Origin of the sequence: Saccharothrix sp. ALI-22-I, assembly GCF_001984175.1 — a bacterium.
Lineage (GTDB): Bacteria > Actinomycetota > Actinomycetes > Mycobacteriales > Pseudonocardiaceae > Actinosynnema.
This window is the reverse complement of sequence record NZ_MTQP01000065.1, coordinates 95,682-111,783: the sequence shown is the minus strand read 5'-3', so window position 1 is coordinate 111,783 and position 16,102 is coordinate 95,682. Positions and strand designations below refer to the sequence as shown.

The window sequence follows — 16,102 nt, the reverse complement described above, 5'->3', positions numbered from 1 at the left end:
TCTGGGGTTTGCGCTGGTCCTCGGGCTGATGAGCTGGACGGCGATGCCGGCTGGGGGTAGTGGCGTCCCGGCGTCGCCGTCCTCCATCGGGGTTGAACACGTGTTGTTCAAGGGCGGGACCGGTGGGTACGGGTGTTATCGGATTCCGGCGCTGGTGCGGACCTCGGCGGACACGTTGTTGGCGTTTGCCGAGGCTCGTGAGTCGCCTTCCTGTGCCGATCGCGGGGATATCGACATCGTGGTTCGGCGGTCCACCAACGACGGGCGGACCTGGGGGCCTACCCGCGTGGTGTTGAGCGGCGTTCCGGAGGATCTTGAACGGCCGTTCACGCGGGGGAATCCGTCGCCCGTTGTGGATCGGGATACCGGTCGGGTGTTCTTGTTGTCCACGTCCAACGAGGCCGTGCCGGGCGGTGCCCGGTTGCCTTGGGTGCAGCACAGTGACGACGACGGGGTGACCTGGTCCGCCGCACGGCAGATTCCGGCTTCGTTCGACGGGACCACGCGCGGCTGGTTCGCCACCGGGCCGTCGCACGGCATCCAGTTGCGCAGCGGCCGATTGGTCGTCGGAGCGCACCAAGCCGTCGGGAACGTCGTGCACGCCGGAGTGCTCTACAGCCCTGATCACGGGGACAACTGGTACGCCAGCCAGACGCCCGACTCCTACGTCGAGGGCAAGGTCCGGCCCGGCGAGATGTCCGTGGCCGAACTGGCCAACGGGGACGTGTACGTCGCCGGGCGCAACGAGATCACCACCGGCAACCACCGCACCCGCGCGATCAGCACGGACGGCGGCACGACGGTGTCCGCGTCCACGCCGATCCCCAGCCTGACCACGCCGAACGTGCAGGGCGCGGTACTGGCCCTGCGCAACGGCACCCTGCTGTTCTCCGGCCCGTCCGATCCGACCGACCGCGAACTCATGCGCATCCGCTACTCCACCGACAACGGCGTCACCTGGACCGCCGGCGGCCTGGTCAACGGCAGCCGGGCCGGGTACTCGGACCTCGCGGAGCTGGCCACCGGCGAAATCGGGCTGCTGTACGAAGGCGGCACGGACTTCTCCGCCGACGAGATCCGGTTCAACCGCTTCACCACCCAGCAGGCGCAGATCCCCGGCGGCACGAACCCGACCGCCGAGGCGACGCCGACCGCCGGCCCGACCTCGCCGGACACCACGGTCCAGGCCAACGACGCCTATGTGCGCGGCACGGTGAACGCCGGCCTCACCGGCAGCGCCGACGTGCCCTTCGCCCGTTCACTGGACGTCGGCGCGCAGGACTTCACCATCGAGACGTCGTTCCGGCACGGCGGTTCGACGGCCAACCAAGCACTGTTCTGGGCCTACGGCCAGGGCTCGGGCATCCCACAGGTCTGGGCGCGCATCCAGCAGGGCCAGTTGGTGGCGTGGGTCCAAGGCACGACCGGAGGAGCCACGGTCACGCTGAACAACGCCTACGCCGACAACGCCTGGCACCGCCTTTCCCTGTCCCGCACCGGAAGCCGGATCACGCTCACCGTGGACGGCGTCTCGGCCACCGCGACGGGCGTCGCGGGCGCGGTGACGAAGACCCGCACGGGACTGCGGCTGGGATCACGGCTCGACGGCATCGACCCGTTCTCCGGCAACCTCAAGGACTTCACGCTCCGCAAGGCCGGTGTCGAGGTGGTGAACCTGCCCTTCCAGACCGTGGACGGGGCCGTGGCGCCGACCCGGGTGACGAACCCCATCACCGACGACCTGTCCGGACGCTGCTCCGCCGGCTCACTGCTGGGCGGTTACCGGGGCACGGTCGTGGGCCGGGTCGGGGGTGCGGCGTTGGACATCGACTCCACGCACCCCGGTGTCGAAGTGCCGTACACGCCGGCGTTGGACCCCGGGACACGGGACTTCACCTTCTCCCTGTGGTTCCAGTACCAGGCGGGCACCGCCAACCACGCCCTGCTGTGGGCGTACGGGGCGACGGCGGGCAAACCGTCGGTGTGGGTGCGGGCGCAGCCCGGCTCGGACCGGCTCTACGGGTGGGTGGAGACCGACTCGGGGCAGGTCGCGGTGGCGCTCAACGACACGACGGCGGCCACGGCGTTCGGCGACGGTGAGTGGCACCAGATGTCGCTCAAACGCGTCGGTGACCGGGTGGAGCTGAGCGTCGACGGCGGCAGCCCCGCCGTGGCGACCGGGCTGACCGGGTCGGTGTCGAACACGCTCGGGGTACGGGTCGGTTCCAAGCCGGACGGGACTGATGTGCTCGACGGCAACATGGACGACGTCCAGCTCACCGTGGCCGGGCAACGCGTGCTGTGGTGGGGGTTCGAGCACCAGAACACCCAGGCGCACGACGTCGTCCGCACGCCACTCGGCCCCGCGACCGCGGACACCTCCGCGCAGTGCCACCACTCCGCCGTGCGCGGCAGTGCGGCAACCACCACCGGTTTCACGGGTCGGGCACTCGCGTTCGACGGCATCGACGACGACGTGGTGATCCCCTACCAGCCGTTGGACGGCGACTTCGCCATCGACTTCCGGATGCGGTACACCGCCGGCACGGCTGATCAGGTGTTGGTGTGGGCGTACGGCGTCGGCGCGACGGAACGCGCGCTGTGGCTGCGAGCGCAGCCGAGCCGGGACCGCCTGTTCGGCTTGGTGCAGACCGACGCCGGAGCCTTCCAGATCACGGCGGCCGGTGCCGACGCGTTCGGGGACGGCCAGTGGCACCAGGTGGTGCTGAGGCGGACCGGCGGCACGCTGGAACTGCTCGTGGACGGCGCTGTCCGGGGAACAGCCGCGATCAAGGGCTCGCTGACGTACGGCGACACGTTCGCGGTAGACGGTATTCAGCTCGGCGCGAGGCCGGGCGGCACCGAGTGGTTCAAGGGTGCGCTGGACGAGTTCCGGATCGTGCGCGGCGGGACGACGATCACGCACCTGCCGTTCGAGGTCGTGTCGGCGACGCCGTACGCCAGGGGTTGATCAGGCGGCCTCGTCCGCGTTGAGGGCGGCAAGGCCTTCGGTGAGGTTGTCGAGCAGGCGTTTGACGGCTTCTTCGCCGAGCAGGATGGTCACGCCGTTGGAGAGGCCGAGCAATTCGCTGCGTTCGCCGACGAACACTTCGAGCTGCTCGGCCACCACCTCGCAGGTCACTTGGGTGCCGGAGGCGACTTCGACGTAGGTGTGGCTGAACACGGAACTCGCGCTGAGGTGCATGACTACGACGCTAGCGATAAACGTCTACAGCCCACCATCGCACGATCAGGTGATGCGTTTAGCGTCAGGAGTTGGCTACAGTCGGATCATGTTCGAGTTGGCCGCGCCCTCGGCGCTCCAGTGGTTGATCGGTGTCGAGCTCGCGCGCTACCGGAACGAGGCCGGTCTGTCCCTCACGGAACTGTCGAAGGCCTGCGGTATCGGAAAGCCCAAGCTCGGTCACATGGAGACCGGCCGCAGCACACAGTATCCGAGCGACATCCGCAAGATCCTCAAGGCCTGCGATGTCGAGCGCGAGAACATCGATCGACTCGTGCTGCTGAGCAGTCGCGCCGATGACGCATCGTGGGTGGGGCCGTGGACCGATGTCGTGTCGGACTGGCTGCGCACCATGGTCGGGCTGGAATCCTTGGCGCGGCGGGAGTTCGTCTTCGAGCCGATCGTGCTCCCTGGCCTCATCCAGACCGAGGACTACGCGATGGCCTTGACCAACGCTTCCCCGAGGGTGAAGTCGGATTCGGCCAGCCGCTTGGTCGAGTTCAGGATGCAGCGATCGCGGTTGCTGCTCAAGGAAGAACCGCTGGAGCTGCACGCGGTGCTCAACTTGCACGCGCTTCGGCTGCGGGTCGGTGACCAGAAGTTGATGAACGAGCAGTACCAGCACCTGCTGCGGCTCAGTGACCTGCCGAACGTCACCTTGCAGGTCGTGCAGCCGGAGGCCGGACCACACGCGGCGAACACCGGGCAGTTCATGCTGCTCGATTTCGCCGACGCTCGCCCGATCGTGTACATCGAGATCCAGGATGCGGCCGTCTTCGTGGATGAACCGAGCCGGGTTCAGACCTATACCCTGAGCACGCAAAGCCTGGAGCGGGTCGCGCTGTCGCCTGGTGAGAGCGCGACCCTGATCGAGTCATTGATCATGTAGGAGACCGTCGTGTGGCGTACCAGCAGTTACAGTGCGGACAACGGCAGCTGCGTCGCCGTCAACTTTCCTGCGGCCGGCCCGGTTGGCGTCCGTGATTCCAAGAACCCCAGCGGGCCACGGCTCGCCTTCTCGGCGAGTGCGTGGGCCGGGTTCGTCAAGCGCAGCAAGTAAAAAACGGGCCGGGGCGGTAGGGCCCCGGCCCGTCATACTTGTCAGGCTTACTTGGTCAGGCTCAGGTCTGGCGGTCCACCCACCTGGGCGTGCCGTTGGGGCTGCGGAAGGTCAGGACCCAGGTGTCGCTGGTGCCGTTGTAGTAAGGCAGCACCGAGGGGTCGGTGGCGGAGGGGTCTGAGAGGCCCTCGATGAACGTGCCCCAGGTGCCCCACGTGTTGGCACCGATCTCGGTTTCCCAGACGCGGTAGATCTCGTTGTCGGTGCCGCGGAACATCACCGCCACCCGGCCCACGCCGGGGTCGAGAACCGCAGCCGGAGCGCCTGCCGGAGCAACGGCGGGGGTACCGACCTCGGTCCAACCACCCGGCCACGTGCCGCCGGCGTCCTGGAGCTTGGTGACGATGGAGCCCGCCGCCCCACGCACGAAGACCTGGAGCTGGTAGCCGGGCCGCACGACCACGGCAGGAGTACCGGAGGAGCCGGCCCCACCAAGATCAGTCCACGGGGACAGCGAGCCGTCGTTGTAGAACAGCACGCTCTTCACCGCACCGGCCCCATCCAGGCCGAACACCCGCACGCCGTCGCGCACCGCGACCACCGATAGGCCTCCGACCAGGTTCTGGTCGCCCAGGTTCCGCCAGAACGGCACGGTCCCCTTCTGCTGGTACACCCACAGCTTGCCGTCGACGTCCACCGCGAACTGCGCCAACGTCCCGTCGGCCAGCTTGACGGCCGTCGGCGCGGCGGCCATCGAACCGCCGAGGTTCACCCACGGGTTCCACGTCACCGCGCCCGCCGCCGTCTGGGTGAGCGACCACACGTCACCACTGCGGTGCTGCGCGGTGACCTGGATGCGGCCGTCGGACAGCTGCGCGAGCGTCGGCTGACCGCTGAACGCCTCGTTGCCCGAGACCACCGTCCACTGCACCGAGCTGAAGTTGTCCACCTGCTGCTGGTGGCCGTAGACGACCCGGCCCGAGTTGTCGGTGTAGGCGTACTCCAACGTCCCCGCCAGCGCACCGGCGACGGGCGCGGCCTGGAGCACCGTGGTCCGGGTGTTCGGCACGACCGGCACGGTGGGCAGCGGCTCGGCGAACCAGCCCTGGAGGTCCACGATCAGGTGGATGGTGTCCGCGCTGCCGTTGCGCACCCTGATCTTGCCGTCGGTTCCGGGCTTGAGCACGATCGAGTTGGCCCGCCAGCTGTCACCGTGGTCCATCATCGTCAACGACGGCTCGGCCTCGCCCACCGGCCACGCCTTCAGGTACCCGGCCGCCTCCGAGGTGGCGATGACCGTCAGCAGCGCACCCGCGATGCCCCGCGTCGGCAACCCGTGAGTGCCGCCGACCTGCACGTCGATGGTGCTGTTCGCGGCCATCGGCAGCCCCGCGCCCACCGTCCGCGTGTTGATCAGCCGACCGTAGGCCGACCGGAAACCGCTGCCCGTGGTGGCCGAGTTGGTGAAGTAGCCCTCCACGTTGAGCATGAAGTGCACCGCGGCGGCGCCCCGGTTGGTGAACGTCACCCGGCCGTCCGCCGGCAGCTGCACGACCGCCGCCGCCTGCGTCGTCCCGGCCACGTAGTTCATCACCGGGCGCGAGCTGCCACCGACCGGCGAGTACGTGAACCAGCCCTTCGCCGAAGCGCTCGGCACGGCCAGGTTCACGTACGCCGCCGTCGCACCGGCCGGGATGAGCCCGCCGGTCAACGTCACCGTCCGGCTCGCACCGGCCGCGATGGTCCCCGTGGTGGTGCCGAGGCCGTTGCGCGTGTCGATGGTGCGGGTGTGCGTCACCGGCACGAACCCGCCGCCGTTGCTGCCCTGCGCCGACTTGTAGTAGCCGTGCACCTCGATCACGACGTGCGCCTTGCCCGCCGCGTTGTAGACCGAGATCTTGCCGTTCGCACCGACCTTCACCGCGGTGAACACGACCAGGTCCTCACCGGCCTTGACGCTGACCGCGGTGACGTTCGGCCTGGTCGTGCCGTCCGGCCACACGGTCAGGAACGTCGGCTCGGTCGCGCTGAGGATCGACGCGCGCACCATCACCGAACCGACACCGGTCGTCGGCACGCCGCCGACACCGAGCACCGGAACCGTCGTGGTGCTCGCCTCACCGCGCTGGCCGGTGACGCCACCGGTCCCGTCGCGGGTGTCCAGCACGTCGGTCACGCTGTTGAGCTGGACGTAGTCCCCGCCCCCGCCTGCCGCGTCCGCGAGCGCCGCTTGTGGTGCGACCACCATCGCGAGCACTGTGGCGGCGACCGCCAACAAGCCCGATCTCTTGGGTGACAACCTTTTCTCCTTCACTTGGTCGGGTTGTTGGGAATGGAGTCCTTGACCGTCGTGAAGAGGCAGGCGCCCGCGAAGGTCAAGACCGCATAGCTCAGCTTGCGGGAGGACATGTAGGTGACCCCCGCCGTCCAGGCATTGCCCAGGCACGACGTCACTGCCTTCGCCGTCTGGTTGCGCACGTGGTGGTAGGGGCGGTAGAGGAGGAAGTTCCGCAGCCCGCCGTGACGTGCCCTGAAGGCGGAGAACTTGCGCCCGAATGCCTGGAACGGCTTGATCACCGCGTTCTTGGCCCTGCCGAGAGCGCTCGCCGCCTTGCCGAGACCGGACGTCACCGTGTCCCACGCCTTGCGGCACCGGCCCGCGTTGTGCACGAGCACGTCCGCGTCACCGGTCACGACGTGGAAAGTGTGCAGGGTGTCGACCGTCAGGTTGTAGACCGTTCGCTGCTCGGTCCACGATCGCGTGCCGACGATCTGGCCCTCGGAGATCCGTTGTCCGACAACCAGATCACCGGCCTCGTCCCACTTGCCGTCGGCCCAGAACGGGTGGCCGTCGGTGGTGGTGAGGGTGGACGTGCGGCCCTCGAACGACACGGTCAGCTCGGTCAGCTCCTTGGTGCCGGACCCGACGATCACATCGGTCACCGCGTACGAACCGCTCTGCCCGGTGGTGGGATCGGCCGCCGTCACCTGGTCGCCGACCCGCACCGAACCGATCGCCTTGGTGGAGCCGTCGCCCATCCGCACCGGGGTGTCACCGGCGAAGCTGTTGTCGTCTGCCGCGGCGACGACCGTGCACGCCGCGTTGACGACGTCGTCGGCGTACTTGGCGCCCATCCGGACGCCCTTCGCCGCACGCACCGCGCCGACGCCGTACGGACCGGCGAACACCGACGCCACCGACACCACGGTCCAGATGCAGCTCTCCGCGTCGCCCGAGGTGATGCACCGCTTGGCGTCGTTGTAGCCGCTGAACTCGGCCAGCCCCTCCACGAACCCACTGCCGAAGTCCTTGGCGGCCTGCTTCCAACCCGGCCACTTCCACGAGATGCCGCCGGACCCGGACGAGGACCCGGGCTGACTGGCCTTGGACGTGTTCTGCACCGGGTTGCCGGCCTTCTTCACGGCCTGGTCGTAGATCTTGTCCGTGCCGCGCTTGGCGTCGGCCACCACGTCACGGCTGGTCCCGACCTTGTTCGCGGGCACCTTCGGGCTGGAGGCCACCGGCTTGGGCATGTTCGTCACCGGCGAGTGCGCCGCGCCGGACACCGTCCTGGGCACGTGCCGCGCCGAGTACTGCGCCGCCGCCTTGGCCTGCGCGGTGACCCGCTTCTTCCGCTCGTACTCCGCCCGCCGAGCCGCCTCGGCACGCGCCGCCGCGCTCGCGTTGTAGCAAGCGCCGCAGCTACCGCCACCGCCGCTGCCGTTGTACGCCGGACCGGGCGCGTAGGACGGGTAGGTGCCGCTCGACCCGGGTGACTTCTTCCGCTTCTTGCCCGACAGGTTGTCCGCCTGCTGGCGGATCGCCCATGAGGTGTCTTCGTCGAAGCAGGCGAGGATGCACTGGTAGGTCTCCACCGACGTGGACGGCCCGTCGCCGCCGTCGTCATCGCCCCAATCCCACGGCCACGACCAGTGCCCGTCCGGGTCGATCTGGCCGACCGGGTCGCCCGCGCCGTAGGTGTAGCGGTTGGCGCGGACGCCCTCGCCGCCCTGGAACGGGATGTCGTCGCGGGCGTTGAAGCCACCGGTCGTCGGCTCGTACCAGCGGGCGCCCATGTCGACCTGGCCGGTGGCCGGGTCGGTCCAGTCACCCTGGTAGCCCAGCGGCCCGGTGTCGCCGGTCTTGGCGGTGACCTTGCCGAACGCGTCGTAGCTGGTCTTGTCGGCCAGCGCCTGGCCGTCCGGTGCGATCGCGCCGATCACGTCACCGTGGCCGTTGGCCACCGGCACCCGTGCGGCATCGCCCTTCTTCGTGGCCAGCAGCTCGTCACCCGGGCCTCGGGCGAAGGTGGCGGTGCCGTCGGACACGACCTGGTCGTCCTGGCCCGCGTAGGTGAACGCGGTGCCGTTGCGGGTGGAGACCCGGTCCAGGCCGTCGTAGGTGTAGGTCTGGCTGATCGCGCCGACCATCCGGTCGAACGCGTCGAACGCGTACGGCTCGGTGTGCCCGGAGCTGGTGCGGCCGGCGAGCGTGCCGCGCGCGCTGTAGGTGTAGGTGTAGTCGCCGTCGGACAGCAGGCGGTTGCGCTCGTCGTAGGTCGAGGTCTTCGCGCCCGCCTTGGTGCGGTTGCCCGCCGGGTCCCACTCGTACGCCGTGGTCACGCCGCCGGTGGTGGCGGTCTTGAGCCGGCCCAGCGCGTCGTAGGTGTAGCCGGTCTGGACGCCGTTCTCGGTCTTGCTGGTGACCAGGTCGGTGTCGTCGTGGCCGTAGGTGGTGGACGAGATCGTCTGACCGGTCGAGCCGGTGAGCACGTCCGAGATCTGGCGGCTGTAGTCGTCGTAGCCGAAGGTGCGGGTGCGGCCCGCGCCGTAGCCGACGGTCTTGACCTCGCCCGCCCCGTCGTAGCCGAACGTCTGGGTGACGCCCGCCAGTCCTTCGGCGACTGTGTTCAGTCGACCCTTCAGGTACGTGTAGGTCGAGGTGCCGGCCGCGTCACGACGGGTGGTCGGGTTGCTGTCGGCGTCGTAGCCGAACTCCGCCGTGCCGCCCGGACCGGCCGTGGTGAGCAGGTTGCCGCGGTCGTCGTAGGTGTAGGTGTCGGAGCCGATCCGGGTGGCCTGGCCCACGATGTCGTAGGCGATGTCCCGTGCGGTGGTGGGCTTCTCGGCGCCGCTGCCGGTCTCGGCGGTGAGCTGGTCGGCCGGGTCGAACGTCCGGGTCCGGACCACGCCACCGGGCGCGGTCAGCTTCACCTCGTTGCCGTTCGCGTCGTACTCCGACGTCCAGGTGCGGTCGGTCGGGTGGGCCGCGGTGGCGGGCTCGATGACCTTCTCCTGCAGGCCCCACGGGTTGTAGGTGGTGATGGTGCGGTTCCCGCGCGGGTCGGTGTAGCGGGTGAGGTTGCCGGCCGCGTCGTAGCCGAACTCCTGCGTGACGCCCTCCGGCTCGATCTGCTTGACCAGCCGGTTGCCCGCGTCGAACTCCAACGTGGTGACGTTCTGCTTGGCGTCGGTGACGGTGGTCGTGTTGCCCGCCGTGTCGTAGCCGTACTTCGTGGTGCGCAGGACCGTGCCGTCCGGCTTCAGCTCGGACTGCGCGACCTGGTCGCCGAACAGGTCGTAGACCAGGCGGGTGGTGCGGCCGAGGCCGTCGGTGACGCGGACCGCGTTGCCCGCCGCGTCGTAGCCGTGGTGCGTGGGCACGCCGGCCGGGTCGGTCTCCTTGATCAGCTGGCCGAGCGTGTCGTAGGTGAACGACGCGGCGGCACCCGAGGGGGCGACGGCCGAGATCACGTTGCCGAGGTCGTCGTAGCGCCCCCACGCGGTGAACGTGCCGGTGGTGGGCTTGCGCTCGTACTGGGTCGAGGTGATCTCGCGGTCGAGGTCGTCGTAGGTCGACTCGGTCCGCGCGCCGTCCGGGGCCGTCGTGGACAGCAGCTGACCGGAACGGGTGTAGGTGAAGCGCGAGATCGCCCGGCCCGTGGTGGCCGGCTCGTCCACGGTGACCACGCGGTCCAGCTGGTCGTAGCTCATCTTCGTGGAGAAGCCGCGGGCGTTGACGACCTCGGTGACGTTGCCGTTGCCGTCGTAGAACGTCCTGGTCGTCGGTGTGATCGCCTGGTGCGTCGGCAGTGTCGTGGACACGACCCGGCCGAGGCGGTCGTACCCGGCGGTGGTCACGTTGCCCAGCTCGTCCGCCACCGCGACGATCTCGTCGAACGTGTTGTAGCCGGTCTTGGTGGTCGGCTTGGTGGTCGTCGGCGCGCCGCCGTCGCGTTCCACCGGCACTTCCGCGCCCGTGGTCGTGACCTGGCGGCCCAGCTCGTCGAACGCGTAGGTGGTCGTCTTGAGCCTCGGGTCGGTGACCGAGATCTGGTGACCGCGCTGGTCGTAGCCGAACTTGGTGACCCGGTTGGTGATGCCGTCGGTGACGGTCTCCTCGATCACGTTGCCGAGGTCGTCGTGCTGGTAGCTCACGATCTCCGGCGTCGCGGACACCTCCCACGGCACGTTCGACGCCTTGCCGCTGGTCGTGGTGCGGGTGACGTTGTCGCCGGCGTCGTAGGTGTAGCTGGTGGTGCGGCGCAGACCCGCCGGGTCGACCACGACCGTCGACACCCGGCCGAGCCGGTCCATGGTGTGCTCGGTGACGAGCTTGCCGTTGCCGGTGACCGTGCGGGTCAGGTTGCCCGCGCCGTCGTAGGTGTTGTCCTCGATGACGTAGTCGCGCTTGCTGCCGTCGGGGTTGTCGAAGTCCTTGAGCACCTTGCGGCGCAGCAGGCCGTCACCCCAGTACTGGAACTCCGTGCGCCGGCCCATCGCGTCGGTCTCGCTGGCGAGCCTGCCCGCGAAGTCGTAGGAGAACGACTTGACCAGCAGGTACCCGTTGGCCGGCGCGGGCACGCCGGCCGGGTCGCTGCGCCAGTCGCGCAGCCGCACCTCGGCCAGGCTGCCCCGGGTGGTGTAGGCGAAGTCGAACCGGTTGCCGTTCGGGTCGGTCTCGGAGGTCCGATGACCGAACGCGTCGTACTCGTACGACGTCTCGTTGCCCTCGGCGTCGGTTTCCCTGACGAGGCGGTTCTGCTGGTCGTAGTCGAACTTGGTGACGCGCGGCGGGTCGTTGCCCTGGGTGTCGGTGCTCTCGACCTGGGTGACGTTGCCGTCGGCGTCGAACGTGTTCGTGGTCCGCAGCTGGTGCGTCTTGCCGGTGACGGCGTTCGTGGTGATCGGGCCGGTCGTGGTTTGCAGCCTGGACATGGCGTCGTAGGTGAAGGAGGTGACGACGCCGTTCGGGAAGGTGTCCGAGATTTCCTTGATCGTGGCCGTGCGGCCAAGGTTGTCGTAGGTGTACTCGGTGATCAGGCCGTTGGACCGGGTGACGCGGGCCAGGTCGCCGTTGTTGTAGTAGGCGTAGCGGGTCGTCCGGCCGCGTGCGTCCACGGTGGACAGCAGCAGCGCCGCGGGCGGTGAGCCGCCGTTGACGGCCACCTCCGCGCCGTTGGTGTAGGTGTGCTTGACGATGCTGCCGTCCGGCGCGGTCTCCTGGAGCAGCTGGCCGGTCGAGTGGTAGCTGAACGACGTGCGGTAGGTGGTGTCGGTCGCGCTCGCCGAACGGCCGTCACGCGATTCCAGCGGCAGGAAGTTGCGCGGGTCGTACTCGTTGGTGATGGTCGTCGGGAACGTCTCGTAGCTGGTGTGGCACTCGGTGGCGGTGCGGCACGTCTTGCGGGACGTGACGTTGCCGCGCGCGTCGTAGCCGAGGGTGACCGTGTCGCCGTTCTCGTCGGTGACGACGCTGAGCTGTCCGTTGTCGTCGTAGGAGTACGAGCGGATGCTCATGCCCTCCGCGCCGTAGCGGACGAACACCGGGCCGCCGGAGCTGTCCGGGATGACGGTGCAGAACGCCGGGTCGTTCGGGTCGGGCTTGCTGCACGTCTCGGTGGGCGGGGTGGGTGTGCTGGTCGGCTCGCCGGGGGTGTCCTCGGAGCGTGCTTCCAGGCCCAGCGGTTGGCCCAGGCGCAGCAGCCAGCCGCCCAGCGCGTCGTACTCGTACAGGCTCGGCCGGTTCGACGGGTCCAGCACCTCGACCGTGCGGCGCAGGTCGTTGTCACCGCCGTACACGGCCGGCGGGCCGACCCGCCACGTGCCGCCGTTGTCGTCGGTGTGCTCCTTCACCCGGTCCAACGCGGTGTCGTAGGTCGTCGCCGCGGCGACCTTGCCGCTGGGCAGGGTGATCTTGGCGAGCTGGTCGGCCGGGTTGTTGGCGTTGCGGTGCGCGGTGACGGTCTGCGGGCCGATCGGGCCCGAGTAGATCGCGACCTCGTCGATCACGCCCGAGTAGTGGCGCTGCGGGGTGGTGCCCCAGGCGGGCCAGGCGCCGGTGGCGTAGGCCGCGCCGATCTGGTTGAACGTCAGCTTCTCGTGGTCGATCGTCTTGCCGGTGAGCTCGCCGACCTTGGCGCCGTCCAGGAACAGGGTCTGGGTGGAGCCCATGGAGCTGAGCACGACGTGGTGCCACTTGCCGTCGTTGACCAGGGCGCCGCTGGTGATCGGGCTGATCGCGCCGATGCCGAACTGGCCGCGCAGCTTGCCGTCCGTGCCGACGTACAGGATCGGGACGCCGGTGGTGGACGTGGAGCCGAGGGCCTTGTCCTGGTAGCCGAGCAGCGGGCCGCCCGAGCCGGTGACGGAGTTCTTGAACCACAGCTCGACCGCGCCGTCACGGCTCTTCTTGACCGTGCCCTTGGGCAGGTCCACGGCGGACGTGGTGCCGTTGAAGGTCGCGGCGGTGTCGGTGGTGTTGATCCCGGGGGTGGCGAGGGTGACGTTCTTGTAGGTGCCGGAGTCCTTGCCGAGGTTGACCGCGATCTCGCTGGCCGCGGCCGTGCCCTCGGGTTCGCCGAGCCGCCAGTACGACTCGGGGCGCGAGTCGAGGACGGTGGTGCGGTAGTGCGAGCCGGCGGTGTACTCGTAGCTCGTGCAGCCGCTGGAGCAGACCTTGGTGAGCAGGTCACCGGTGTAGGTGTAGGTCCACGTCGTCCCATCGGCCTTCACCGAGGTGACGCGGTTGCCGGTCCACGTGAACGTCATGAAGCGGCCGGAGGTGTTCGTCTGGCTGTTGGAGACGTGAGCCTTGAGCAGCTTGCCGGTGGTGTTGTCGTAGGTCAGCACGACCGCGCGGTTGGCGCTGTCGGTGATCCTGGACAGCCGGCCGGTGAGGGAGAACTGATAGGTCGTGCCGGACAGGTCCAGCAGCTTCCACGCGGTGGTGTCCACGGTGAGCTTCGCCTGGCGGCCGAACGGCGCGGCGTACGTGCCGTCGGCGTTGCGGCCGAACCGGACCTGCTGGCCGTCCGGGTAGGTGACCACGACGTTGCCGGAGCCGTCGTCGTCCTGGACGATCTTCATGTCGTAGCGGGAGGACCAGCCGGCGCCGAAGATGCCGTCCCGGCGCGGGTCCAGGCTGTTGTAGGTGCGGACCAAGCGGAGCTCCGGGCCGGCGGTGGTGATCGAGGCGTCCACGGCGGCGGTGGAGTAGTTGCCCGACTGCGGGTCGAACTCCTGGTCCTTCGTGCCGTACGGGCCGCCCGCCAGGCGTGAGGTGATCTCCGGCTGCGGGACGCTGGTCAGGACCGTGGAGTACGGGGAGATGACCTCGGTGGTGGCGTCCTTGACGTACGCGCGCCAGTCGTAGGCCTTGCTCCACTTGAGCGTGCCCTCGGGGACCGTCCACGCGGTCTTGGCCAGGTAGCCGGAGTTCACGCAGTTGATCGGCTTGCCGGCGGCGTCACGTTCGCAGATCTCGAACTTGAACTGCATGTTGACCGACGGCGGGGCGTCGATGTCGAGGGCGCGGGCCCACAGCTGGGGGGTGAGGGTGGGCGCCTGGTAGCCGTTCGGCGGGTACAGCTCCTGGACTACCGGCGGGATGTCGAAGACTTCCAGCACGATCCGGCCCGGCGGGACCTGGTGGTCGGTGAACACCGGGCCGCCGGTCTTGACCATGGTGAAGTCGAGGAAGTACTTGCCCGGTGGCAGCGCCTTGATCGTGGCGTCGAGGGTGACGCGCTGGTTGCGGTTGACCGTGGCGGTCAGGTTCGCCGAGCGCTGTTGGACGACCGAAGCGCCGGTGGTGGCGTTGTAGGCGCGGTAGGCCAGGTAGTAGTCACCCGGCGCCCAAGCCGCTGCGCTCTTGTTGGTGACCGCGATCTTGACCTTGCCGTCCTGGTTCTGCAGGACCGGCGGGTTGGGGACCGGGTTGGCCAGCGCGTACGTCGCGTTGTACGGGCTGTGCGTGACGTAGAGGCGGGGCGGGTTGGCGGTGGCCGGGCCGGTGAACTTCTTGCCGGAACCGTCACCGCTCGCGCGCAGCGAGATGCCGTTGTTGGCCTGCTCGCCGTTGACCCACTTCTGCACCAGGTCGCGTCCGCCGCCGCCGAGGTTGATCAGCTCGCCGGCGGTGGGGCAGGCGGAGGACGACTGGCCGAAGGCGATGTAGCCGTGGGCGAAGGAGCGTTCGCCGAGCTGGCGGCCGGTGTTCGGGCCGGGGTAGTCGACGTCGCTGCTGGACGTCCAGCTCTCGGTGACCGGGTGGACGGTGACGTTCCTGGGCCTGCACGAGTCGGAGTCGTAGTTCACCAGCCAGAGCTGGGCGCCGAAGATCGTGTGGTTGCGGAGCTTGTCGACCAGGCTGCCGAAGCGGAGGTAGGAGGCCGCGTTGGGGCCCACTCCCAGTGTCTGGCCGCCGGGGGCGGACGTGGTGCCGTTGACGTACAGGCTGCTGTCGGCGGCTTCACCTGCCACCGGGAGCTGGACCGTGGGGTCGACCGCTACCGGGTAGGCGGCCTGGTTCAGCCAGGTGGTGTCGAGGGTGAGCTGGAGCGCCGGGCGGCCGTTGTGCGAGGTCAGGGCGTAGGTGACGGCGGTGGAGCGGATGCCGTTCGCGTCGACCATGTCGCCCGGTGGGATGACGGCTCTTGTCGTGTTCTTGTCATCCTTGAGCAGGACCTGGTTGTTCTCGACGTGCGCGGTGAGGTTCTTGAGGGTGAGCGGGAACGTGAAGCTCGTGGCGCCGGGGCGGGTGAGGACGAGAGTTTCCTTCACACCGCCCGGCTGCGACTCCAGCTTCAGGTCCACGCCGGGCTGGACCTCGGTGTAGGTGGCCGTGCTGCCTTCCGCGGTGCCGTTGATCTTGTTGGCGCCGGCCAGGCCGTAGGACACCTCGTGGTCGGCGTCCACTACGAGCTTGGCCAGCTGCTCAGCGTCCGCCTCGCGGTTCAGCTGGACGTCGACCTCGTCAGCCGCGTTGTGCCAGCCCTGGTCGTTCGGCACGAGGTCGGTCTCGATCGGCTTCCACTCGTCGCCGTCGCGGTAGTTGACGGGGCCGGCGGAGAACTCGGTGGTCTCGCTGCCGTCCGGGTTCGTGTAGACCTTCTCGTACTTCGTCCGGCCCTCGGCCTTTTCCCGGCTCTCGCCTTCCTGAAAGCCCTTCGCTTCCGTGACCGGCGGTTCTACCACCGACGCCGCGTTCTGCGGCCCGGCATCCCACTCCACCTTCGGATAACGCGATCTCAACGACTCAGGCACCGTGTTGTTGTTCGGCGCGCCCTCAAGGTGGTCCGGGTCCGCCTGAGCCTCCCCCCACCGCTGCCCGGGTCCGGGGGTCGTGACGCCATCCGCCGCGAAAGTCTCCGACCGCCCCCACCCGTTGACCGCGTCCCCACCACTGCCGGCCGTGACCGCCAGTACGACAGCGATCGCCACCACCTTCGCCGGGACCGACGCCCACAGCACCCCAAGCAGCCCGGCTTTGCGCACACGCGACGACATACCGCTCC

6 protein-coding genes are annotated in these 16,102 nt (G+C 69.1%); 3 read left to right on the top strand and 3 right to left on the bottom strand.

What is annotated here, in order from left to right:
• Positions 1–28 precede the first annotated feature (28 nt).
• A complete protein-coding gene (locus ALI22I_RS27270; RefSeq protein WP_083752045.1) occupies positions 29–2,971 on the top strand; it encodes a LamG-like jellyroll fold domain-containing protein in 2,943 nt (980 codons plus the stop codon).
• Here ALI22I_RS27270 and ALI22I_RS27265 read toward each other — a convergent pair whose 3' ends face one another.
• Positions 2,972–3,205: a hypothetical protein gene (locus ALI22I_RS27265; RefSeq protein WP_077008405.1), complete on the bottom strand. Its 234-nt coding sequence runs from the start codon at positions 3,203–3,205 to the stop codon at positions 2,972–2,974.
• A gap of 88 nt (positions 3,206–3,293) precedes the next feature.
• Between ALI22I_RS27265 and ALI22I_RS27260 the strand changes: the two genes are divergently transcribed.
• Both ALI22I_RS27260 and ALI22I_RS27255 read left to right on the top strand, forming a co-directional pair.
• Positions 3,294–4,133, top strand: coding sequence for a helix-turn-helix domain-containing protein (locus tag ALI22I_RS27260; protein ID WP_077008404.1), 840 nt, complete (start codon positions 3,294–3,296; stop codon positions 4,131–4,133).
• A gap of 9 nt (positions 4,134–4,142) precedes the next feature.
• Positions 4,143–4,304: a DUF397 domain-containing protein gene (locus tag ALI22I_RS27255; RefSeq protein WP_077008403.1), complete on the top strand. Its 162-nt coding sequence runs from the start codon at positions 4,143–4,145 to the stop codon at positions 4,302–4,304.
• A gap of 61 nt (positions 4,305–4,365) precedes the next feature.
• Here the strand turns inward: ALI22I_RS27255 and ALI22I_RS27250 are convergent, their stop codons facing one another.
• Complete coding sequence (locus ALI22I_RS27250) at positions 4,366–6,603, bottom strand: hypothetical protein (RefSeq protein WP_143532455.1); 2,238 nt, start codon at positions 6,601–6,603, stop codon at positions 4,366–4,368.
• A gap of 11 nt (positions 6,604–6,614) precedes the next feature.
• On the bottom strand, positions 6,615–16,094 hold the full coding sequence (locus ALI22I_RS27245) for an RHS repeat-associated core domain-containing protein (RefSeq protein ID WP_083752044.1): 9,480 nt from the start codon (positions 16,092–16,094) through the stop codon (positions 6,615–6,617).
• Between the last annotated feature and the right edge of the window lie 8 nt (positions 16,095–16,102).